Origin of the sequence: Caballeronia sp. GAWG1-5s-s, from assembly GCF_023631445.1 — a bacterium.
Classification (GTDB): Bacteria; Pseudomonadota; Gammaproteobacteria; order Burkholderiales; family Burkholderiaceae; genus Caballeronia.
In genome coordinates, this window is record NZ_JALQDC010000022.1 from 252,826 (window position 1) to 273,348 (window position 20,523).

Below are 20,523 nucleotides of genomic sequence, written 5' to 3' on the forward strand. Positions count from 1 at the left end.
AGGTATCCTGAAAAGTTGACGGGATATTTCTTTACACATGTGCCGCGCGCACGCCACTTCATTGAAGAAGGCGCTTGTAACGCTTGACAGCTGTTTTTCAGCGCGAACGCGCGGACGAATCCGAAAAAATGCGCGCGATGCGCGCCTTCACGCCCTCGAACCATGACGGCTTCGCGGCGGGCGTTTCGAGATTGCGCGCGGCGACGGCGAGCAGCGACAAGACGGAATGGGCGTGGATGAATCTGCGATACGATGCGTCGAGCGGCGAGGTCCACGCGCAAGAGCGGCAATCGTGCTTCGCGCAGGTGTTGCAGGGAGGTTGATCGCGATACATGGGAGGGTCCTGATTCGAGTACCCGCGCATGATGTGCCATCTTGTAACGATTGACGATCAGACGGTTCTGATTGAATCTCAAAACTGCCCGCAAACGGGGCAAAAATCCATCGGATAGCCGTTCGGGCTATGACACGACTTCGAGCGAGGAGACAGGCTCATGCACTATTTGCTGGTTTATCACCTGTGCGCGGACTATCTGGAGCGCCGCGCGCAATTTCGCGATGCGCATCTGAAACTGGCGTGGGAAGCCGTCGAGCGCGGGGAGATCGTGCTGGCGGGCGCGCTGGATGCGCCGGCGGATCGCGCGATGCTGCTGTTTCAAGGCGACTCGCCCGACGCCGCCGAAGCGTTCGCCCGCAACGATCCGTATGTGACGAACAAACTGGTCGAGCGTTGGGAAGTGCGCAAATGGAACACGGTGGTGGGCGAGGACGCGGCCACGCCCGTTCGCTAGACCGGAGACGGCGGGCTCAGGCGTCCGCCGTTTCCTCGGGCCGACGCCGTGCCGCGCGATACAGGCTCGCGAGCGTGTCGTCCATTTGTTGCGAGCGCTCGAACAACTCCGCGAGCCAGTCGACGAACACGGAGACGCGCGGCGTCGCCTGCCTGCTCTTCAGGAACGCGACCGACACCTTGAGCGGCGGCGATTTCCATTGCGGCAGCACTTCGCGCAGTTGGCCGGAGCGCAGATACGGCTGCGCGGCGATGGAAAGCGGCTGGATCAGGCCGAGCCCTTCGAGCCCGCACGCGAGGTACGCGTGCTCGTCGGCGACCTGCACGAAGCCGCGCATGCTCACGGTGAACGGCTTGCCATCCACGTCGAATTCGAAGTCCGCAGGGCGGCCGCTTTTTTCCGGCACGCAGTTCACCGCGACGTGCTGCGCGAGTTCGTCGAGGGTCGCGGGCGTGCCGTGCTTTTCCAGATAGGCGGGGCTCGCGCACGTCACCTGTTCGAGCATGCCGAGCCGCCGCGCGATCAATCCCGAATCGGGCAATTCGCCGAGCTGAATGCTGCAATCGACGCCTTCGCCGACGAGATCCACATTGCGCATGCCGATGCCGATCGACAGTTCGATCTGCGGATAGCGCGCGTGAAACTCAGGCAGCGCGGGCACGACGATCGACGTCGCGACCGTATCCGGCATCTCGACGCGCAGCCGCCCGCGCAGCCGTTCCTCACCCGCGCCGAAGCCGGATTCGAGTTCGTCGATGTCGGCGAGAATCTGCGCGCAGCGTTCGTAGTAGGCGGCGCCGTCGACGGTCAGGTTCAGGCGCCGCGTCGTGCGTGCGAGCAATTGCACGCCGACGAGCGCTTCGAGTTGTTGCACGGTCGTCGAGACGCTTGCACGCGGCATGCCGAGCGATTCGGCGGCGCGCGTGAAGCTGTTCGTATCGACGACACGCGTAAAGACACGCATGGCATGGACGCGATCGATCACGGTGAGTTTTCCTTGTTCGCGATGGATGGCGATGCGCGCGGCAAGCCGGACGGCGCATCGGCGAATGGTCACATCGTAAGGACCGGCGCGCGATGCGTGAATACACAAAACTGGACGATTCTTGCCTGATTCTTCCAGCAGAAAACTCGAGGCCTCAGAGCGTCGGCATTTCGCCGCGAAGACGTCCGGCGACGCCGGCGAAGTCGGTGCCCGAAGGCGCCTGATAGAGCCGCAGGCCCATCTCGGGCAGGATCGCGAGCAGATGATCGAACACGTCGCCCTGAATGCGCTCGTATTGCATCCACGCGGTCGTCGCGGTGAAACAGTAGACCTCGACCGGAATGCCCTGCGATTCCGGCTCCATCATACGAACCATGATCGCCAGGTCCTGCCGTATCTCCGGATGATGCTTCAGGTACGCGAGCCCGTACTCGCGAAACGTGCCGATGTTCGTGAGCCGCCGCCGGTTCGCAGGCTCCGCCGCGAGTTCGCCGAGATTGCGGTTTGCCTGTTCGACTTCCGTCTGTTTTTGCAGCAGATAATCGTGCAGCAGGCGAAAGCGCATCATGCGTTGCGTCTCCTCATCGGTGAGAAAGCGCACGCATTGCGCGTCGATCCGCATGGACCGCTTGATGCGCCGCGCGCCCGATTCGAACATGTGCCGATAGTTGCGATAGCTCTCCGAAAAGAGCTTGTACGTGGGCACCGTCGTGATGGTGTTGTCCCAGTTCTGCACCTTCACCGTATGCAGCGCGATGTCCTTCACCGCGCCGTCGGCCAGCGCTTGCGGCATTTCGATCCAGTCGCCGATGCGCAGCATGTCGTTCGACGTGAGCTGCGTGCTCGCGACCAGCGATAGCAGCGTGTCCTTGAAGACGAGCAGCAGCACGGCAGAGAGCGCGCCGAGCCCGGAGAGCATCCAGAGCGGCGAACGGTCGATGAGAATGGACAGCACCAGCACGAAGCAGATCAACGCGAGCGCGAGCTTGCCGATCTGAATGTAGCCCTTGATCGAGCGCGTCTGCGCTTCCTTGCTCGCGGCGTAGACGTCCTGCCACGCCGACAGCGCGCTGCCCGTCGCGAGGAACACGCACACCCATGCCGCGCCGTGCGCGACGCGCGCCACGGCCGTCGCCCAGTGTCCGATATGCGGGACTTCGCCGATGCCGAGCGCGACGACCGCGAACGGCGCCGCATACCAGAGCCGGTGATACGCGCGATGCCGGATGAACGCCTGATCCCACGCCGAATGACCGGCCAGCACGAGCAGCCGGTGCGCGATCCGAAGCAGCACGCGCGCGATGACCCATTGCGCGAACTCGGCGATGACGAAGAGGGCGGCGAGTCCGAGGAGCAGTTGCGCCCAGGGCTGCGTCGGAAGATGCCGTGAAAGCGTGTCTGGAAGCCAGTCGAGATTCATGCGTGGATCATGGCCAAAGAAGTGATGCGTCCCGTATTGTGCATGAACATGCAAGGTCCGTTGGACGGGCGCGTGCGGCTTATCGAAAACCCCAGGCCGATGAAAATGAATTTTTTTTGGCGGCGGTTTTGGGTAAACATACTTTCACCACGACTTCCGAGCAGCCTGCCGCCCTCGTATGTCCCGCCGCCCACCGGTCGTTTCGCCCGCGAGTGCCGATGAGCTGATTTCGACGCGCATCGCCGCCGCCATGCCGAGGCTCACGCCGATTCATCAGCGCATGGGCGCGTTCGTGCTGGCGAACCTGTTCCGCTCGGCGACCATGCGCATCGACGAACTGGCGGACGCCGTCGGCGCGTCAATCGCGACGGCGAACCGCTTCGCGCGGGCGCTCGGCTTCTCGGGCTATCCCGCGTTCCGCGAGGCGCTCGTGCGCGGCTTCGAGGCGACCATCGCGCCGGTCGAACGTCTCCGCTCATCGCTCGAATCGCCGGCGAGCGGTGCGGAAGTCTTCGAATCGTCGCTCGCGCAGGCAGCAGCCAACGTGCGTCTCGCGCAGACTTCGGTCGATGCCGCGAAGGCCGAAGCGCTCGTCGAAGCCGTCCTGAGCGCGCAACGCGTGTTCGTGCTCGGCTACGGCGCGAGCGCGTTTCTCGCGGGTCTCATGGAACACGGCCTCACGCCGTACTGCGCGGACGTGCAGTCGCTCGCGCTGCACGGCGGGCCGTCGCATGCGGCGCGGCGGCTCTTCACCGCATCGCGCGACGACGTGCTCGTGGCCATCGCATTTCCGCGCTATGTCGACGACACCATCGCGCTCGCGCGGCAAGCGCGGCAGCGGGGCGTGCGCGTCGTGGCGCTCACGGACAGCGGCGCATCGCCGCTCGCGTGCATCGCGGATCTCGTACTGACCATCCGCGCCGAGCGCCGCCTGGCCGCCAATTGCGATACGGCGGTGCTCGCCGTTATCGAAGCACTGTGCGACGCAGTCGCGCATCGCGCGAAACGCTCGGTGGAAGCGGCATCGGGCCTCACCGAATTCGTGCTGCCGTGGCTCGTCGCGCCGCCGATGTTGAACGGAGTTGCGACCGTGCCGTCAGTCACGCAATCGGCTACGTCTGCGCGCGCGCCGCGTCGCGCATCCGCCAAACGACCCACTCACACGGAGCCGCGCGAAACATGAGCGCCATTCCAGTCATCGCCATTCACGGCGGCGCGGGCACGATCCTGCGCTCGGCCATGAGCACCGACGCCGAAGCGCGCTACCACGCGGCGCTCGGCGACATTCTGCGCGCGGGCCAGCGCGTGCTCGCCGACGGCGGCAGCGCGCTCGATGCCGTGACCGAAGCCGTGCGCCTGCTCGAAGACTGTCCGCTCTTCAACGCGGGCCACGGCGCGGTGTTCACCGCAGCGGGCACCCACGAACTGGACGCGTCGATCATGGACGGCGCGACGCTCGACGCCGGCGCGATAAGTTGCGTGACGCGCGTGAAAAACCCCGTGCTCGCCGCGCGCCGCGTGCTCGACGTGAGCGAACACGTCATGTTCACGGGCGCAGGCGCCGAGGCGTTCGCGCAAGCGCAAGGGCTGCAGTTCGTCGATCCATCGTACTTTCATACCGATGCGCGCTATCAGCAATGGCTCGACGCGCGCGGCAAGTCCGGCACGCTACTGGATCACGATGCCGCCACACGAGCCGCACAGCAAAGCGGCGAGGACGACCCCATCGATCCGAAGAAGAAGTTCGGCACGGTCGGCGCAGTGGCGCTCGATGCACGCGGCCATCTCGCGGCGGCTACGTCCACGGGCGGCATGACCAACAAGCAGGCGGGCCGCGTCGGCGATGCGCCGTTGATCGGCGCGGGCTGCTACGCGAACGACGCGACTTGCGCGGTATCGACCACCGGCGCCGGCGAGATGTTCATCCGCATGCTCGCGGCCTACGACGTCTCCGCGCAGATGGAATATCGCGGGCTGACGCTCGAGGCCGCCGCGGAGGACGTCGTGATGACAAAGCTGCCGCGTATCGACGGACGCGGCGGTCTCATCGCCGTCGATGCGCGCGGCAACGTCACGCTGCCGTTCAACACCGAAGGCATGTATCGCGGGTTCGCGCGAGTCGGCGAACAGGCGGTCACGGCCATCTACCGCTCATGAGCGCGACGCCGACCCTACCGGACTCGCGCGTCATCGACGTGCGCGATCTGTCCGTCACATTCCGCTCGCGCTCGCGGACCGTGGAAGCGGTGCGCAACATCACGTTCAACGTGGATCGCGGCGAGACGCTCGCGATCGTCGGTGAATCGGGATCGGGCAAATCCGTGACGTCGCTCGCATTGATGCGGCTCGTCGAGCATGGCGGCGGCTCCATTGCATCGGGCAGCATCGCGTTTCGGCGGCGCAACGGACAGGTGCTCGACCTCGCGCGCGCGTCGTCCGCCACGATGCGCGGCGTGCGCGGCGCGGATATCGCGATGATCTTTCAGGAGCCGATGACATCGCTCAATCCGGTGTTCACGGTGGGCGACCAGATTGCCGAGGCCATCGCGCTGCATCAGAGCAAGAGCCGCGCGGAGGCGCGCGCCGAAGCGCTGCGGCTGCTCGATCTCGTGCGCATTCCCGAAGCGCGCCGCGTATTCGCGCGTTATCCGCATCAGTTGTCGGGCGGCATGCGCCAGCGCGTGATGATCGCCATGGCGCTTTCCTGCAAGCCCGCGCTCTTGATCGCGGACGAACCGACCACCGCGCTCGACGTGACCATTCAGGCGCAGATCCTGCAACTCGTGCGCGGCTTGCAGGACGAGATGAACATGGCGGTGATCTTCATCACGCACGACATGGGCGTGGTGGCGGAAGTGGCGGACCGCGTGCTGGTGATGTATCGCGGCGAGAAAGTGGAAGAGGGCCGATCCGACGAACTGTTTCGTAGCCCGAAGCATGCATACACGAAGGCATTGCTCGCTGCGGTGCCGACGCTCGGCGCAATGCGCGGCACCGACCGTCCCGCAAAGTTCCCGATTCTCGAAGTCGCTCCGGCAGACGTGGCCCCCGACGACGCGAGCGCGCTGCGGCCATCGGCGGCAGTGGAGCACGAAGTGCAGCCCGCCGTCGATGAAAGCAGTCAGCCAATTCTGCGCGTGCGCGATCTCGTCACGCGCTTTCCTGTGAGAAGCGGCATCTTCGGGCGCATGACGGCGGCGGTGCATGCCGTCGAACGGGTGAGCTTCGATCTGCGTCGAGGCGAAACGCTCGCGCTCGTCGGCGAATCGGGCTGCGGAAAATCGACGACCGGGCGTTCGCTGTTGCGATTGGTGGAGAGCCAGAGCGGTTCGATCGAATTCGACGGACGCGACATCAGCGCGCTTCAAGGCCCCGAACTGCAAGCGTTGCGGCGTAACATCCAGTTCATTTTTCAGGACCCGTTCGCATCGCTGAACCCGCGTCTCACGGTCGGCTTTTCGGTGATGGAGCCGCTGCTCGTGCATGGCGTCGCGAGCGGCAAGGAAGCGCAGGCGCGCGTCGACTGGCTGCTCGACAGAGTGGGCTTGCCGCCCGAAGCGGCGCAGCGTTATCCGCACGAGTTTTCAGGCGGCCAGCGCCAGCGCATCGCCATTGCTCGCGCGCTTGCGCTGAACCCGAAGGTCGTGATCGCCGATGAATCCGTCTCCGCGCTCGACGTCTCCGTGCGCGCGCAGATCGTGAATCTGATGCTCGATTTGCAGCGCGAACTCGGCGTCGCCTACCTGTTCATTTCGCACGACATGGCCGTGGTGGAGCGCGTGAGCCATCGCGTCGCGGTGATGTATCTCGGGCAGATCGTCGAGATCGGGCCGCGCGCCGCGGTTTTCGAAGCGCCGCGTCATCCGTACACGAGGAAGTTGATGAGCGCGGTGCCCGTGGCTGATCCCGCGCGCCGTCACGCAAAACGCATGCTGGCCGCCGACGAAATCCCGAGTCCCATTCGCAAGCTCGGCGACGAGCCGGTGGTCGCGAAGCTCGTCGCGGTCGGGCCTGGCCATTACGTCGCCGAGCATCATGTCGGCGGCGCTTATTGAGCGATGAGTCGATACCGCACCACATCGTTGTGAACCATAACGTCAAGCCAAGGAGCCTCACGATGCCGTCCTCTCGTCCTTCACCGTTGCGCGCGCTCATATCCGCCGGCGCGTTCGCCGGATTCGCTGCGTTCGCGGCGCTCGGTCCTGTGTCCGCGTACGCGCAAAGCACTGCTGTCATGGCGGTCGCTTCGACCTTCACGACGCTCGATCCGTACGATGCGAACGACACGCTCTCGCAGGCGGTCGCGAAGTCGTTTTATCAGGGGCTCTTCGGCTTCGACAAGGACATGAAGATTCAGCCCGTGCTCGCGACGAGCTACGAGGCGAGTCCCGACGCGAAGGTGTACACCATTCATCTGCGCCAGGGCGTGAAGTTCCACGACGGCACCGACTTCAATGCAGAAGCCGTGAAGGCCGTCTTCGACCGCGTGACCGATCCCGCGAACAAGCTCAAGCGCTATAACTTGTTCAACAAGATCGACAAGACCGAAGTGGTCGATCCGTACACGGTGAAGGTCACGCTCAAGTTTCCGTTCTCGGCGTTCATCAACGTGCTCGCGCATCCGTCGGCGGTTATGATCTCGCCGACCGCGCTTAAGAAGTATGGCAAGGAGATCGCGTTTCATCCGGTGGGCACGGGACCCTTCGAGTTCGTCGAGTGGAAACAGACCGACGACCTGAAGGTGAAGAAGTTCGCGGGCTACTGGAAGAAGGGCTATCCGAAGATCGACATGATCGACTGGAAGCCGGTCGTCGATAACAACACGCGCGCCGCGCTCATGCAAACGGGCGAAGCGGACTTCGCGTTTCAGGTGCCGTTCGAGCAGGCCGCCACGCTGAAGTCGAGCCCGAAGGTGGACTTGATCGCTTCGCCTTCAATCATCCAGCGTTACATCAGCATGAACATGCAGCAGAAGCCCTTCGACAATCCGAAGGTCCGCGAGGCGCTGAACTACGCGATCAACAAGGAAGCGCTCGTTAAGGTCGCGTTCGCGGGCTATGCGGTGCCTGCTGAAGGCGTCGTGCCGCCCGGCGTCGACTACGCGACGAAGACCGGCCCGTGGAAATACGATCCGGCGAAGGCGCGTGAGCTGTTGAAGGAAGCGGGCTATCCGAACGGTTTCGAAACGACGCTGTGGTCCGGCTATAACCACACGACCGCGCAGAAGATCATCCAGTTCGTGCAGCAGCAGCTCGCGCAGGTGGGCGTCAAAGCGTCGGTGGAGGCGCTCGAAGCGGGGCAGCGCGTGCAGCGCGTCGACAGCGCGCCCGATCCCGCGACGGCTCCGGTGCGCATGTACTACATCGGCTGGTCTTCGTCGACAGGCGAAGCGGACTGGGCCATCTCGCCGCTGCTTTCGAGCGCATCGTTTCCGCCGAAGCTCGCGAATACCGCGTACTACAAGAACGAAAACGTCGATGCCGACCTGCAAAAGGCGCTCGCCACCACCGACCGCAACGAAAAAGCCGCGCTCTATGCGGATGCGCAAAAGCGCATCTGGGCCGACGCGCCGTGGATTTTTCTCGTGACGGAGAAGGTCGTGTACGCGCGCAGCAAGCGTCTTTCCGGCGCGTATGTGATGCCGGATGGCTCGTTCAATTTCGACGAGATCGCCATCAAGTAAAGACCCGCGATGCTTAACTTCCTTGCCAAACGCCTGCTCGGGCTGCTGCCGACGCTTTTCATCGTCGCGGTGCTGGTGTTCATGTTCGTGCATCTGTTGCCGGGCGATCCCGCACGGCTCGCAGCCGGGGCCGAAGCGGACGAAGCGACGGTTGCGCTCGTTCGCGCGGACCTCGGCCTCGACAAGCCGCTGCCGCAGCAACTCGCGAGCTTCTTCGGCAAGGTCGCGCATTTCGACTTCGGCAAATCGACGCGCAGCAAGCGCCCCGTGAGCACCGAAATCTCGGAGCGTTTCATGCCGACGCTGTGGCTCACGCTCGCCAGCATGGCGTGGGCCGTGGTGTTCGGCATGACCATCGGCATCGTGTCGGCGGTATGGCGCAACCGGTGGCCCGATCGGCTCGGCATGACGCTCGCCGTGTCGGGCATCTCGTTTCCTGCGTTCGCGCTCGGCATGCTGCTCATGGAGATTTTCTCGGTGAAGCTCGGCTGGCTGCCTATCGTCGGCGACGGCACCTGGCAGAGCTACGTGCTGCCATCGCTCACGCTCGGCGCGGCGGTGGCAGCGGTGATGGCGCGCTTCACGCGCGCTTCCTTCGTCGAAGTGCTCGGCGAAGACTTCGTGCGCACGGCGCGCGCGAAAGGCGTGCATGAGCCGATCGTCATCGTGAAGCATTGCCTGCGCAACGCAATGATTCCCGTCGTCACCATGATGGGTCTGCAGTTCGGCTTCCTGCTCGGCGGTTCCATCGTGGTCGAGAAGGTGTTCAACTGGCCGGGCCTCGGGCGCCTGCTCGTCGATGCCGTCGAGATGCGCGACTATCCGGTGATTCAGGCGGAAGTGCTGTTGTTCTCGCTGGAATTCATCGTCATCAATCTGGTGGTGGACGTGCTGTACGCGGTCATCAACCCGACTATCCGCTTCAAGTGAGGACGGCATGAGCGTAACCGTGCAAGCCGCACACGACACGCAGCAGAACGTCCGCACGCCGTGGACCGAGTTCTGGCGCAAGTTCAGGCAGCAGCATGTCGCGATGATCGCGGCGGTGTTCGTGCTGCTGCTGATCGTCATCGCGATCATCGCGCCGTATATCGCGCCTTATGACCCGGAGAATTATTTCGATTACGACGCGCTCAACGCGGGTCCTTCGGCTGCGCACTGGTTCGGCGTCGATTCGCTTGGGCGCGATATCCTCAGCCGCATACTCGTCGGCAGCCGCATTTCGCTGACGGCCGGTTTGCTGTCGGTCGTGATCGGCGCGGTAATCGGCACGTTCTTCGGCCTCCTCGCGGGCTACTACGAAGGATGGTGGGACCGCATCGTGATGCGCATTTCCGACGTGCTGTTCGCCTTTCCCGGCATTTTGCTCGCGATCGGCGTGGTCGCGATTCTCGGCAACGGCATGGTGAACGTGGTCTGCGCGGTCGCCATCTTCAGCATCCCGGCGTTCGCGCGACTCGTGCGCGGCAATACGCTCGCGCTCAAGCATCTGACGTATATCGAGGCGGCGCGCAGCATCGGCGCGTCGGACTGGACGATCATCGTGCGACATATTCTGCCGGGCACGATTTCGTCGGTGGTCGTGTACTTCACGATGCGCATCGGCACGTCGATCATCACGGCGGCGAGCCTCTCGTTTCTCGGACTCGGCGCGCAGCCGCCGACGCCGGAGTGGGGCGCGATGCTCAACGAAGCGCGCGCCGACATGGCGATGGCGCCGCACGTCGCCATCTTCCCGAGCCTCGCGATCTTCCTCACGGTGCTCGCGTTCAATCTGCTCGGCGACGGTTTGCGCGACGCGCTCGATCCGAAGCTGGACCGGCCGTGAGAAAAGCACCGCATATCGGCATATTGCGAGCGGGCGCACGCGCGACGATAGCGGATGTCGCGGGCGTCACGGTGGGGCACTGCACGCTCGATGCCGGCGACGTCCAGACCGGCGTGACCATCGTGCTTCCGCACAGCGGCGATCTGTATCGCGAGAAAGTGCCTGCCGCCGCGTGCGTGATCAATGGCTTCGGCAAGAGCGTCGGCCTCGTGCAAGTGGATGAACTCGGCGTGCTCGAAACGCCGATTGCATTGACGAATACGTTCGGCGTCGGTGCCGTTGCAGCGGCGCAGATTCGTTCAGCATGCGAAGCACATCGGGACATAGGGCGTGAGTGGCCGAGCGTCAATCCGCTCGTCTTCGAGTGCAACGACGGCTATCTGAACGACTTGCAGGCGTTCGCCGTCGACGAGGCGCATTACCGCCAAGCGCTCGCCGGATGCGCGAAGGACTTCGCGTGCGGTGCGGTCGGCGCGGGGCGCGGCATGTCGTGCTTCGAACTCAAAGGCGGCATCGGGTCAGCGTCGCGGATCGTCGATATCGGCGGGAACGCTTATGTTGTCGGCGCACTCGTGCTCGCCAACTTCGGGCGCTTGCCCCAGCTCACGATAGCGGGCGAGCCCGTCGGCCTCGCGTTGCACGCGGCCGCGCAAAGCCAGATGACGACGGAGCAAGGCAGCATCATCATGCTGCTCGCGACCGATGCGCCTTTGGACTCGCGGCAATTGCGACGCATGGCGATGCGCGCGGCCGCCGGCCTGGCGCGCACGGGCTCGGTCTACGGCCACGGAAGCGGCGACATTGCGCTCGCGTTCTCGACGGCGTACACCGTGCCGCACGACGCCGCATACGTCACGCTGCCGCCTTTGCTTCCCGACGCGCGGCTCGATCCGCTGTTTCAGGCGGCTGCCGACAGCATCGAACAAGCGATTCTCGATGCGCTCTTCAGCGCGGAGACCGTGACCGGCCGCAACGGACATCGGCGGCTATCTCTCACGGACGCATTGAAACCGACGCCATGAAAGTGCTGATCTCGACGGACATCGAAGGTATCGCGGGTGTGTTTCATCCCGAGCAAACGCGGCCCGGCAACGCGGAATACGAGCAGGCGCGACGCTGGATGACGCATGAGGCGAACGCGGCGGCCGAAGGCGCATTCGAAGGCGGCGCGTCCGAAGTATGGGTGAACGATTCGCACGGCGGCTTTCGCAATCTCTTGCCCGATGCGTTCGATTCGCGCGTGCGGCTCGTGCTCGGCAAGCCACGCACGCTAGGCATGATGGCCGGTCTGGAAGCATCGCCTGATCTGGTGTTCATGGTCGGCTATCACGCGCGCGCGCAAAGCCGCGGCATTCTCGCGCATACCATCAACAGCACGGCGTTCGCGCGCGTGATGATCGGCGGCGAAGAGGCCGGCGAGGCGGCGCTCTACGGCCGGCTTGCGGAAGAACGCGGCGCGCGCGTGGCGCTGCTGACAGGCGATGACGTCTTCGGCGCCGAGACGTTGCCCTTGTTCGAAGGGGCGCGCTTCGTCTGCGTGAAATCGGCGCACGGCTATTCAAGCGGCGTCACGCAGACGCCCGCTGCGGCATGCGAAGCGATTCGGCGCACGGCGCAAGAGGTCCTCGAAGGCGCTGCACACGGGCGCTTCGGCACGCGCCACGGCTCTTCGACGCGGCACTGCGAACTGCGCGTCCAGACGAGCGCGCTCGCCGATCTCTTCTGCCAGTGGCCGTCGCTCGAACGCATCGACGCCGTGACGCTCGCCTTCGATGCGCCCAGCGCCGAGCATGTCGTTCGCACGCTCAATTGCCTTTCGGCAATGTCGTTCATGTTGCGGTGAGGGCCGGAAGTATCGTTAGAATGGAGCCCTTGAGCAGGCACGCTCCATCCAATGCCCGGCAGGCGAAGTGTCATGCATGACGTCAGGCTCGCACACAACGACGACACCGCGCTGGATCCGGCCGATCCCATGCTCGTCATGCGCGGATCGCTGTTCATCGACGGTCACGAAGCCGGATGCTGGGAAGCCCGGCGCGACGGCACCTGGACGGCGCATCTGCGGCACGCGCAGGGATGGATCGTCGAGCCGAGCCGCGCCGCGCTGATCGAACGGCTGGCTCGCGGAGCGTTACGTCGGCACGCCGGCTCTTTCATCAAGATAACTGAAGAACTACATGTACCTGTCGATCATCGCGGTGGGACTCGGCGGCGGCCTCGGCTCGCTGCTGCGCTGGACGCTCGGCCTGCGCCTGAACGCCGTCTTTCCGAACCTGCCGCTCGGCACCTTCGCGGCCAATGTCATCGCGGGCTACATCATCGGCGTGGCGGTTGCGTTCTTTGCGCGCGTTCCGGATCTCTCCGTCGAGTGGCGGCTTTTCGTCATCACCGGTTTGATGGGCGGCCTGTCCACGTTTTCGACGTTCTCGGCAGAAGTCGTCGCGCATCTTCAGCAGGGGCGGCTCGGCTGGGCGCTGGCGGAGATCGCCATCCACGTCGGGGCGTCGCTCGTGATGACCGCGCTCGGCATCGCAACGGTGGCCGTCGCAAGTTGATCGGCGACACGTTCGCGACACCTTTTGGCTTTTATCCCGCGCCCGTTTCCTACAATCCTTCCCGCGTTCAGACGCCCGACACTTCGCCGCGCTTTCAGCGGCTCGATTTTTATTGCAACACAGAAGGTGAAGACATGCCCGAGTTCCCGCTTATCGAAATCAGACCGTACCGGGCGAGTGATCTCGACGGCGTGATCGACCTGTTTCTCCGCGCGGTGCGCGAGACTGCATCGGCGGATTACAACCAGAAGCAGATCGACGTCTGGGCGCAGGCCGATCCCGACGAATGGGCGCTCGCCCGCGCGAGCCGCCCGACGTGGGTCGCGTTCAGCGGCGGCCAGCTTGCCGGATTCGCCGATCTGGAGCGAAACGGCCTGATCGACATGATGTTCGTCCACCCGGAGCATCAGCGCAAAGGCGTGGCGACCGCGCTGCTCGCGCGCATCGAAGCCGAGGCGGACGAGGCGGGCATGCAGGTGCTGCACACCTACGCGAGCGCGACAGGCCGGCCGTTCTTCGAATATTGCGGTTTCACGATGCTGCTGGCACGAGCGGTCGTCGTGCGCGGACAGCGGTTCGTGCAGTTCGTGATGGAGAAAGTGCTGTGAGCATCGCGCGTTCTGTATAGACAAGCGTCGCCTATATCCGCTATTCGGGCTAAGGGGAATCCCGGAAAGCCTCTTGTTTCGCCGTTTATGCCCGTTTAGACTGGCGTCTGACTTGTATAGACAGGATGAAACATGATTACGCTGACGCCCGGAAAACTCACGCTGCCGCAACTGCGCCGAATCGCGCGCGGCTCCGATTCTCTGCGGCTCGATCCCGCGAGCTTCGACGCCATCGACGCCAGCGCGCGCGCGGTCGCGGCCATCGCCGCGAAGGGCGATCCGGCGTACGGCATCAACACGGGCTTCGGGCGGCTCGCGAACACGCATATTCCCGCTGACCAGCTCGAACTGTTGCAGCGCAATCTCGTGCTGTCGCACGCGGTCGGCGTGGGCGAGCCGATGTCGCGCCCCGTCGTGCGGCTGCTCATGGCGCTCAAGTTGTCGAGCCTCGGGCGCGGCCATTCGGGCATCCGCCGCGAAGTGATCGAGGCGCTCGTCACGCTGTTCAACGCGGACGTGCTGCCGATCATCCCGGTCAAGGGGTCGGTCGGCGCATCCGGCGATCTCTCGCCGCTCGCGCACATGTCGACGGTGCTGCTCGGCATCGGCGAAGTCACCATTCGCGGCGAACGCGCGAGCGCGCTCGACGGTCTTGCGGTCGCCGGCCTGAAGCCGCTGACGCTCCAGGCCAAGGAAGGGCTCGCGCTGCTGAACGGCACGCAGGCATCGGCGGCGCTCGCGCTGTATCACCTGTTCGCCATCGAGGACCTGTTCCGCACCGGACTCGTGGCAGGCGCGCTGTCGGTGGATGCGGCCGCGGGCTCGGTCGTGCCGTTCGATGCGCGCATCCATGAGTTGCGCGGGCATCGCGGGCAGATCGACGCCGCGGCGGCTTATCGCGCCCTGCTCGCGGGCTCGGGCATCAATCTGTCGCACGCGGATTGCGAGAAGGTGCAGGACCCGTACAGCCTGCGTTGCCAGCCGCAAGTGATGGGCGCGTGCCTCGACCAGATGCGCCACGCCGCCGACGTGCTGCTGATCGAAGCGAACGCGGTCTCCGATAACCCGCTGATCTTTCCCGATACCGGCGAAGTGCTGTCTGGCGGCAATTTCCACGCTGAACCGGTCGCTTTCGCCGCCGACAATCTCGCGCTCGCCGCCGCCGAAATCGGCGCGCTGGCCGAGCGGCGCATCGCGCTTCTCATCGACGCCACGCTTTCCGGCCTGCCGCCGTTCCTCGTGCGCGACGGCGGCGTGAACTCCGGCTTCATGATCGCGCACGTGACGGCGGCGGCGCTCGCCTCCGAGAACAAGACGCTGGCGCATCCCGCTTCGGTCGATTCGTTGCCCACGTCGGCGAATCAGGAAGATCACGTTTCCATGGCCACGTTCGCGGCCCGCAAGCTCGGCGATATCGCGAGCAACACGGCCAACATTCTCGCCATCGAACTGCTGGCGGCGGCGCAGGGCGTCGATCTGCGCGCGCCGCACAAGACGAGCGCGCCGCTCATCGAGGTGATGAACACGCTGCGCGCGCACGTGCCGCATTACGACCTCGACCGCTACTTCGCGCCGGATATCGCGGCCATCGCCAAACTGGTCGAGCAGGGCGCGATCGCGCGGCATAGCCCGTTCGCGTTCGCTTCGGAAACCGCGGAAAAGGCGGAAGCGAGCGCATGAACACGCCCGCGTATCAGGAGATCAAGGACTACATCCTGCAGCGCATTCACATCGGCGAGTGGCGCGAGGGCGATCAGGTGCCGTCGGAGAACGAACTGGCGCGCGAGTTCAAGGTCGCGCGCATGACCGTTAACCGCGCGCTGCGCGAACTGACCGCCGAACAGGTGCTGACGCGCGTGCAGGGGGCGGGCACCTTCGTCGCGCAGCCAAAGTACGCGTCGACGCTCGTCGAGATTCGCAGCATCTCGGACGAAATCGCTGCGCGCGGTCATGCGTATCGCGCGCAGGTGCTGCATCTGGGCGCATCCATCGTCGACGAGGCGCTCGCCGGCGAGATGCAGCTTGCGCTCGGCAGCCCGGTGTTTCATTCGCGCGTGCTGCACTTCGAAAACGACGAGCCGGTGCAGCTCGAAGAACGTTACGTGAACCCGGCGCTCGCGCCGGAATACGCGCGGCAGGATTTCACGACGATCACGCCGAACCAGTACCTGATGATCGCCGCGCCGCTGCAGCGTGTGGAGTACCGGATCGAGGCCTCGGTGCCGTCGCCCGAAATCCGCGCGGCGCTCGATATGGGCGAGCACGAGCCGTGTCTGTTGCTGCATCGGCGCACGTGGTCGCGCGATGCCGTCGCGTCGGTCGCGAATCTCTGGCATCCCGGCGACCGTTATCAATTCACCGGGCACTTCTGACGTGACGATCATTCCTGCGGCTTCGCTCGTCGCCGTGCCGTGGAAGAACGGCGGCGGCATCACGCGCGAGATCGCGGCGGGTCCGCCGGGCGCGTCGCTCGATGCGTTCGCGTGGCGGCTGTCGGTCGCGGACGTGTCGTCGGATGGCGCGTTTTCGGCGTTTCCCGGCGTGGATCGCGCGCTCGTGCTGCTCGACGGCGCGGGCATGCTGCTCGCCGAAGCGGGCGGGCGCGAGCATCGGCTCAAGGAACCGCTCGCGATGGCGCGCTTCGCGGGCGAAACGCCGATCCACGCGAGTCTCATCGACGGCCCGACGCGCGACTTCAACGTGATGGCGCGGCGCGACCGGGCGCGCATGTCGGTGTGCGTCCGGCGCGCCGGGCATCATGAACTGGCGCAGGCGCACGACGTGACGTTCGTCTACTGCGCGAGCGGCAGCCTGACTATCGCGTCTGCCGACGGAACGCGCGCAATGCTCTATCCGGGCGATACCGCGCGCATCGAGCGGACGTGCATCGTCGAAGCCGCGGGCGATGCCGCGTGGCTTTGCATCGGCATCGAGGAGAGACGAGCTTGAACCTCTATTTCGCGGACCACGCGCGCTTGCCCGACGGCTGGCGGCGCAACGTGCTGATCGAGTGGAGCGACGACGGCGCGCTCACGCGCGTCGAGCCGGACAGCGCGGCTCCCGCTGGCGTCGAGCGGGCGAAAGGCCCGGTGTTGCCGGGCATGCCGAATCTGCATTCGCACGCGTTCCAGCGCGCGATGGCCGGGCTCACCGAATATCGCGCGAGCGCCGCCGATACCTTCTGGAGCTGGCGCGACCTGATGTACCGCTTCGCCGCGAAGATCGGGCCGGACGCGCTCGCGGACATCGCGCATTGGCTCTACATCGAAATGCTGAAGGCGGGCTACACGTCGGTCTGCGAATTTCACTATGTGCATCACGCGCAGGACGGCTCGCCGTATGCGAACCGCGCGGAACTCGCCGAGCGCGTGGTGGATGCGGCAGAACGCGCGGGCATCGGCATCACCATGCTGCCGGTGCTCTATCAGTACAGCGGCTTCGGCCAGGCCGCGCCGCGCGATGATCAGCGCCGCTTCCTGCATACGCCCGAGAGCCTGCTCGACATGCTCGATGCGCTCGCCCGCGCCCGGCCGGAGAACGGCACGCGGCGTTACGGCGTCGCGCCGCATTCGTTGCGCGCGGTCTCGGGCGAATCGCTTGCGGCGCTGCTCGAAGGCTTCGACGCCCGCTTCGAGCGCGCTCCGGTGCACATTCATATCGCCGAGCAGCTTGCCGAAGTCGATGCGTGCGTCGCCGCGACGGGCCAGCGGCCGGTGCAGTGGCTGCTGGATCGCTTCGACGTCGATGCGCGCTGGTGCCTCGTCCACGCCACGCATATGGACGCGAGCGAATGCAATCGGCTTGCCGCGAGCCGCGCGGTCGCCGGCCTGTGCCTGACGACGGAGGCGAATCTCGGCGACGGCTTCTTCGCGGCGCGCGACTATCTGGATGCGGGCGGGCGCTTCGGCATCGGCTCGGATAGTCACGTGGGCGTCGACTGGCGCTCGGAGTTGCGGCTGCTCGAATATGGCCAGCGTCTGCTGCGTCGCGAGCGCAACGTGCTGGCATCGGCTGGCGACACGCGGCCGGCCGACCGTCTTTTTGACGCCGCCCTCGACGGCGGCGCGAGCGCGACCGGGCGGCGCGTCGGTGCGCTCGCGGCGGGCATGCGCGCGGACTGGATCGTGCTCGATGAAGCGCATCCCGGCATCGGCGGCCTTCCCTGCGACGCGTGGCTGTCCAGCGCAGTCTTCTGCGAGCATGGGCAGACGCCGGTGCGCGACGTGTTCGTCGGCGGCCGCAAGGTCGTCACCGACCGCCGTCACGTCGACGAAGAGCGGGCACTCACGCGTTATCGCGCGGCGCTCGGCGGACTGCTCGCGTAACGTTCAACTTCCGGAGCCGCAGACATGGATACCGTTCACGATTGCTCCATCTACACGCTGGAACGCGGCACCGCGCCGCTTTTGATCTCGATCCCGCACCGGGGCACGCGCATTCCGGAGGCGCTCGTCGAAGAGATGACGCCGGTGGCGCTGCGCGTCGACGATTGCGACTGGCATCTGGGGCGGCTGTATGCGTTCGCGCGCGAGTTGGGCGCGTCGATTCTGCTGCCGGAATATGCGCGTTACGTGATCGACCTGAACCGCCCGCCCGACGACGCGAATCTGTATCCCGGCCGCGACACGACGGGTCTCTGTCCGGTCGATACGTTCGACAAAGAGCCGCTTTACCGCCCGGGACACGGGCCGTCGCGCGAGCAGATCGAGGCGCGTCGCGCGCTGTACTGGCAGCCGTATCACGACGCGCTCGCCGGCGAGCTCGCCGCGCTGCGCGAAGCGCACGGGCGCGTGCTGCTGTGGGAAGCGCATTCCATCCGTTCGGTCGTGCCGCGTTTCTTCGAGGGCCGCTTGCCCGACTTCAACTTCGGCACGGCAGACGGCGCGTCGGCGGCGCCGGGACTCGCGGAGCGGCTGGCGGAGGTCGTATCGCGTGACGGGCGATATACGAGCGTCGCCAATGGGCGTTTCAAGGGCGGCTACATCACGCGGCGCTACGGGGAGCCGGCGCGCGGCATCCACGCCGTGCAACTGGAACTGACGCAGGTGACCTACATGCAGGAAACGTCGCCCTATGCCTACGACGACATCCGCGCCGGCGCCGTTCAGCCGCTGCTGCGCCAATTGATGACCGTGGCGCTCGAACACGTGGCGACGCGCTGACTGCGGCGTTCGTCATCCGCCCCGATCAATGCCTGGATTATTGCTCGTTGAACAAATATCTTTCATGAGAATCGGGGTTTTCCCTAGGTCGATGACCTCCTAAACTTCTCTCCAAGCGAAAGGAAATCAGAAAACGCTTAAAAAGCTCCCCGGTTTCCAATCGATCTCACAACAAGATATTGGAGGTCATCATGATCAAGTCATTCGTTCCGGCACTCGTCATCGCTTCGGCTCTGGCCGCTCCGACTTTTGCCTTCGCGCAAAACAATGCGCCCGTGACGCGCGCTGAAGTTCGCGCAGAACTCGCTCAGTTGGAAAAGGCTGGCTACAACCCGTCGCAAGACCGCGTGAACTATCCGCAAAACTTGCAAGCCGCCCAGGCTCGCGTGAACGCGGAGCAAGGCGCGGCTGCAACGACGTCGTATGGCGCGTCGACCGCTGGCAACGCCCAGTCGGGCGCGCGTGCAGCCGTCACGATGTCGGATCGCAATTCGGTCTACTTCGGCCACTAAGCCGGAGTCTGTGATCCCGCAGCGGATAGCGCGCGGCGGGTAGCAGGAGCAGGGCAAACGTAGTGAAGAAAGCGCCGGCCGCGTGATCGCAGCCGGCGCTTTTTGCTGTGCAGTCGGCACGCGCGAGGCCGCCGCAGCGAAGTTTCATGCGCCTGAAAGCATAATCCAGCACGCTAAGGTCTTCGTCCCGGATCATTGCCGATGCACATCCTCACGAAGTATCTCCTCGCCAGCGCCGCCGTCGCGCTCGGCCTAGCGTATTCGCCCGCGCGCGCGGGCAATCCCGATGCGCTCTGGCAAATCGTCCACGACCGCTGCGTACCGGCAGCCGACGGCGCGCACATCGAGCAGCCTTGCGCCGAGGTGAACGTCGCAGGCGACTATGCGGTGCTCAAGGACATCGTCGGCGTCGCGCAATATCTGTTGATTCCGACCGCGCGCGTGAGCGGCATCGAAAGTCCTGCGCTCCTCGAACCGGACACGCCGAACTACTGGCGCGATGCATGGAACGCGCGCCATTACGTCGACGACGCGCTGCGCCGCCGCTTGCCGCGTGACGAGATGTCGCTCGCGGTCAATTCGGCGAGCGGGCGCACGCAGAACCAGTTGCATATCCATCTCGACTGCCTCGCGGATGACGTGGCGGAGGCGCTGCGCGACGCGGGGCCGGGCATCGGCACGCAATGGACGCCGCTGCCCGTGCGCCTTCGCGGACACAGTTATCGCGCGTTGCGCATCGACGACGCGGACTTGTCGCGTACCGATCCGTTCAGGCTGCTGGCCGCCACCGTCGCGCAGGAAGGCGGTTCCATGGGCGATCAGACGTTGCTGCTCGTGGGCGCCGAGCGCAGCGACGGCGCGCCCGCGTTCTTCCTGCTCAACGATCACGTCGGTCCGGGCAATCTCGCGTCGTCGGAAGAATTGCAGGATCACACCTGCGCGCTGGCCGGACGCGCCATCGTCAAACCTTGAGGGCGCC

General features: G+C 65.3%; 22 protein-coding genes. 19 read left to right on the forward strand and 3 right to left on the reverse strand.

The window, feature by feature from the left end; genetic code table 11:
* Positions 1-97 precede the first annotated feature (97 nt).
* A complete protein-coding gene (locus NCR34_RS15420) occupies positions 98-334 on the reverse strand; it encodes a hypothetical protein (protein ID WP_248322586.1) in 237 nt (78 codons plus the stop codon).
* 160 nt (positions 335-494) lie between these two features.
* Here NCR34_RS15420 and NCR34_RS15425 point away from each other — a divergent pair, with 160 nt between their 5' ends.
* Positions 495-791, forward strand: coding sequence for a YciI-like protein (locus NCR34_RS15425; protein ID WP_206469343.1), 297 nt, complete (start codon positions 495-497; stop codon positions 789-791).
* Positions 792-807: 16 nt separating this feature from the next.
* Here NCR34_RS15425 and NCR34_RS15430 read toward each other — a convergent pair whose 3' ends face one another.
* Positions 808-1,776 carry a LysR family transcriptional regulator gene (locus tag NCR34_RS15430; protein ID WP_250500358.1) on the reverse strand — a complete coding sequence of 323 codons (969 nt, stop codon included), beginning with the start codon at positions 1,774-1,776 and terminating at the stop codon, positions 808-810.
* Between NCR34_RS15430 and NCR34_RS15435 the strand changes: the two genes are divergently transcribed.
* Complete coding sequence (locus NCR34_RS15435; RefSeq protein WP_250500359.1) at positions 1,759-1,905, forward strand: hypothetical protein; 147 nt, start codon at positions 1,759-1,761, stop codon at positions 1,903-1,905. The genes NCR34_RS15430 and NCR34_RS15435 overlap by 18 nt on opposite strands.
* 25 nt (positions 1,906-1,930) lie before the next feature.
* Here the strand turns inward: NCR34_RS15435 and NCR34_RS15440 are convergent, their stop codons facing one another.
* Positions 1,931-3,196, reverse strand: a complete 1,266-nt coding sequence (locus NCR34_RS15440; protein WP_250500360.1) for a mechanosensitive ion channel family protein — start codon at positions 3,194-3,196, stop codon at positions 1,931-1,933.
* 178 nt (positions 3,197-3,374) lie between these two features.
* Here NCR34_RS15440 and NCR34_RS15445 point away from each other — a divergent pair, with 178 nt between their 5' ends.
* The 17 genes from NCR34_RS15445 to NCR34_RS15525 all read left to right on the forward strand — a co-directional run bounded on the left by NCR34_RS15445 (position 3,375) and on the right by NCR34_RS15525 (position 20,516).
* On the forward strand, positions 3,375-4,379 hold the full coding sequence (locus tag NCR34_RS15445; RefSeq protein WP_250500361.1) for a MurR/RpiR family transcriptional regulator: 1,005 nt from the start codon (positions 3,375-3,377) through the stop codon (positions 4,377-4,379).
* Positions 4,376-5,353: an isoaspartyl peptidase/L-asparaginase family protein gene (locus tag NCR34_RS15450; RefSeq protein WP_250500362.1), complete on the forward strand. Its 978-nt coding sequence runs from the start codon at positions 4,376-4,378 to the stop codon at positions 5,351-5,353. Before NCR34_RS15445 ends, NCR34_RS15450 begins: the two co-directional genes overlap by 4 nt.
* A complete protein-coding gene (locus NCR34_RS15455; protein ID WP_250500363.1) occupies positions 5,350-7,251 on the forward strand; it encodes a dipeptide ABC transporter ATP-binding protein in 1,902 nt (633 codons plus the stop codon). Before NCR34_RS15450 ends, NCR34_RS15455 begins: the two co-directional genes overlap by 4 nt.
* 62 nt (positions 7,252-7,313) lie before the next feature.
* Positions 7,314-8,879 carry a glutathione ABC transporter substrate-binding protein GsiB gene (gene gsiB, locus NCR34_RS15460; RefSeq protein WP_250500364.1) on the forward strand — a complete coding sequence of 522 codons (1,566 nt, stop codon included), beginning with the start codon at positions 7,314-7,316 and terminating at the stop codon, positions 8,877-8,879.
* A gap of 9 nt (positions 8,880-8,888) precedes the next feature.
* The gene (gene gsiC, locus NCR34_RS15465; RefSeq protein ID WP_250500365.1) at positions 8,889-9,809 is read left to right on the forward strand and encodes a glutathione ABC transporter permease GsiC; all 921 of its coding nucleotides are present in this window, start codon (positions 8,889-8,891) and stop codon (positions 9,807-9,809) included.
* A 7-nt stretch (positions 9,810-9,816) separates the two neighbouring features.
* Positions 9,817-10,707: a glutathione ABC transporter permease GsiD gene (gsiD, locus tag NCR34_RS15470; protein ID WP_250500366.1), complete on the forward strand. Its 891-nt coding sequence runs from the start codon at positions 9,817-9,819 to the stop codon at positions 10,705-10,707.
* A complete protein-coding gene (locus NCR34_RS15475; protein ID WP_250500367.1) occupies positions 10,704-11,729 on the forward strand; it encodes a DmpA family aminopeptidase in 1,026 nt (341 codons plus the stop codon). Before gsiD ends, NCR34_RS15475 begins: the two co-directional genes overlap by 4 nt.
* A complete protein-coding gene (locus NCR34_RS15480) occupies positions 11,726-12,550 on the forward strand; it encodes a M55 family metallopeptidase (RefSeq protein WP_250500368.1) in 825 nt (274 codons plus the stop codon). The genes NCR34_RS15475 and NCR34_RS15480 overlap by 4 nt, the downstream gene beginning before the upstream one ends.
* Positions 12,551-12,884: 334 nt before the next feature.
* Positions 12,885-13,262, forward strand: coding sequence for a fluoride efflux transporter CrcB (crcB, locus tag NCR34_RS15485; RefSeq protein WP_250500369.1), 378 nt, complete (start codon positions 12,885-12,887; stop codon positions 13,260-13,262).
* 134 nt (positions 13,263-13,396) lie between these two features.
* The gene (locus NCR34_RS15490) at positions 13,397-13,870 is read left to right on the forward strand and encodes a GNAT family N-acetyltransferase (RefSeq protein ID WP_175941206.1); all 474 of its coding nucleotides are present in this window, start codon (positions 13,397-13,399) and stop codon (positions 13,868-13,870) included.
* Between the two features lie 132 nt (positions 13,871-14,002).
* On the forward strand, positions 14,003-15,550 hold the full coding sequence (gene hutH / locus NCR34_RS15495) for a histidine ammonia-lyase (RefSeq protein WP_250500370.1): 1,548 nt from the start codon (positions 14,003-14,005) through the stop codon (positions 15,548-15,550).
* Positions 15,547-16,242, forward strand: a complete 696-nt coding sequence (gene hutC, locus NCR34_RS15500) for a histidine utilization transcriptional repressor HutC (protein WP_250500371.1) — start codon at positions 15,547-15,549, stop codon at positions 16,240-16,242. Before hutH ends, hutC begins: the two co-directional genes overlap by 4 nt.
* A 1-nt stretch (position 16,243) precedes the next feature.
* The gene (locus tag NCR34_RS15505) at positions 16,244-16,819 is read left to right on the forward strand and encodes a HutD/Ves family protein (RefSeq protein WP_250500372.1); all 576 of its coding nucleotides are present in this window, start codon (positions 16,244-16,246) and stop codon (positions 16,817-16,819) included.
* A complete protein-coding gene (locus NCR34_RS15510) occupies positions 16,816-18,195 on the forward strand; it encodes a formimidoylglutamate deiminase (RefSeq protein WP_250500373.1) in 1,380 nt (459 codons plus the stop codon). The genes NCR34_RS15505 and NCR34_RS15510 overlap by 4 nt, the downstream gene beginning before the upstream one ends.
* 24 nt (positions 18,196-18,219) lie before the next feature.
* Positions 18,220-19,032: an N-formylglutamate deformylase gene (gene hutG, locus NCR34_RS15515; protein ID WP_250500374.1), complete on the forward strand. Its 813-nt coding sequence runs from the start codon at positions 18,220-18,222 to the stop codon at positions 19,030-19,032.
* A gap of 194 nt (positions 19,033-19,226) precedes the next feature.
* Entirely contained in the window at positions 19,227-19,544 is a 318-nt protein-coding gene (locus tag NCR34_RS15520) for a DUF4148 domain-containing protein (protein ID WP_250500520.1), read from the forward strand.
* Between the two features lie 201 nt (positions 19,545-19,745).
* Entirely contained in the window at positions 19,746-20,516 is a 771-nt protein-coding gene (locus NCR34_RS15525) for a CDP-diacylglycerol diphosphatase (protein WP_250500375.1), read from the forward strand.
* The last annotated feature ends 7 nt before the right edge of the window (positions 20,517-20,523 follow it).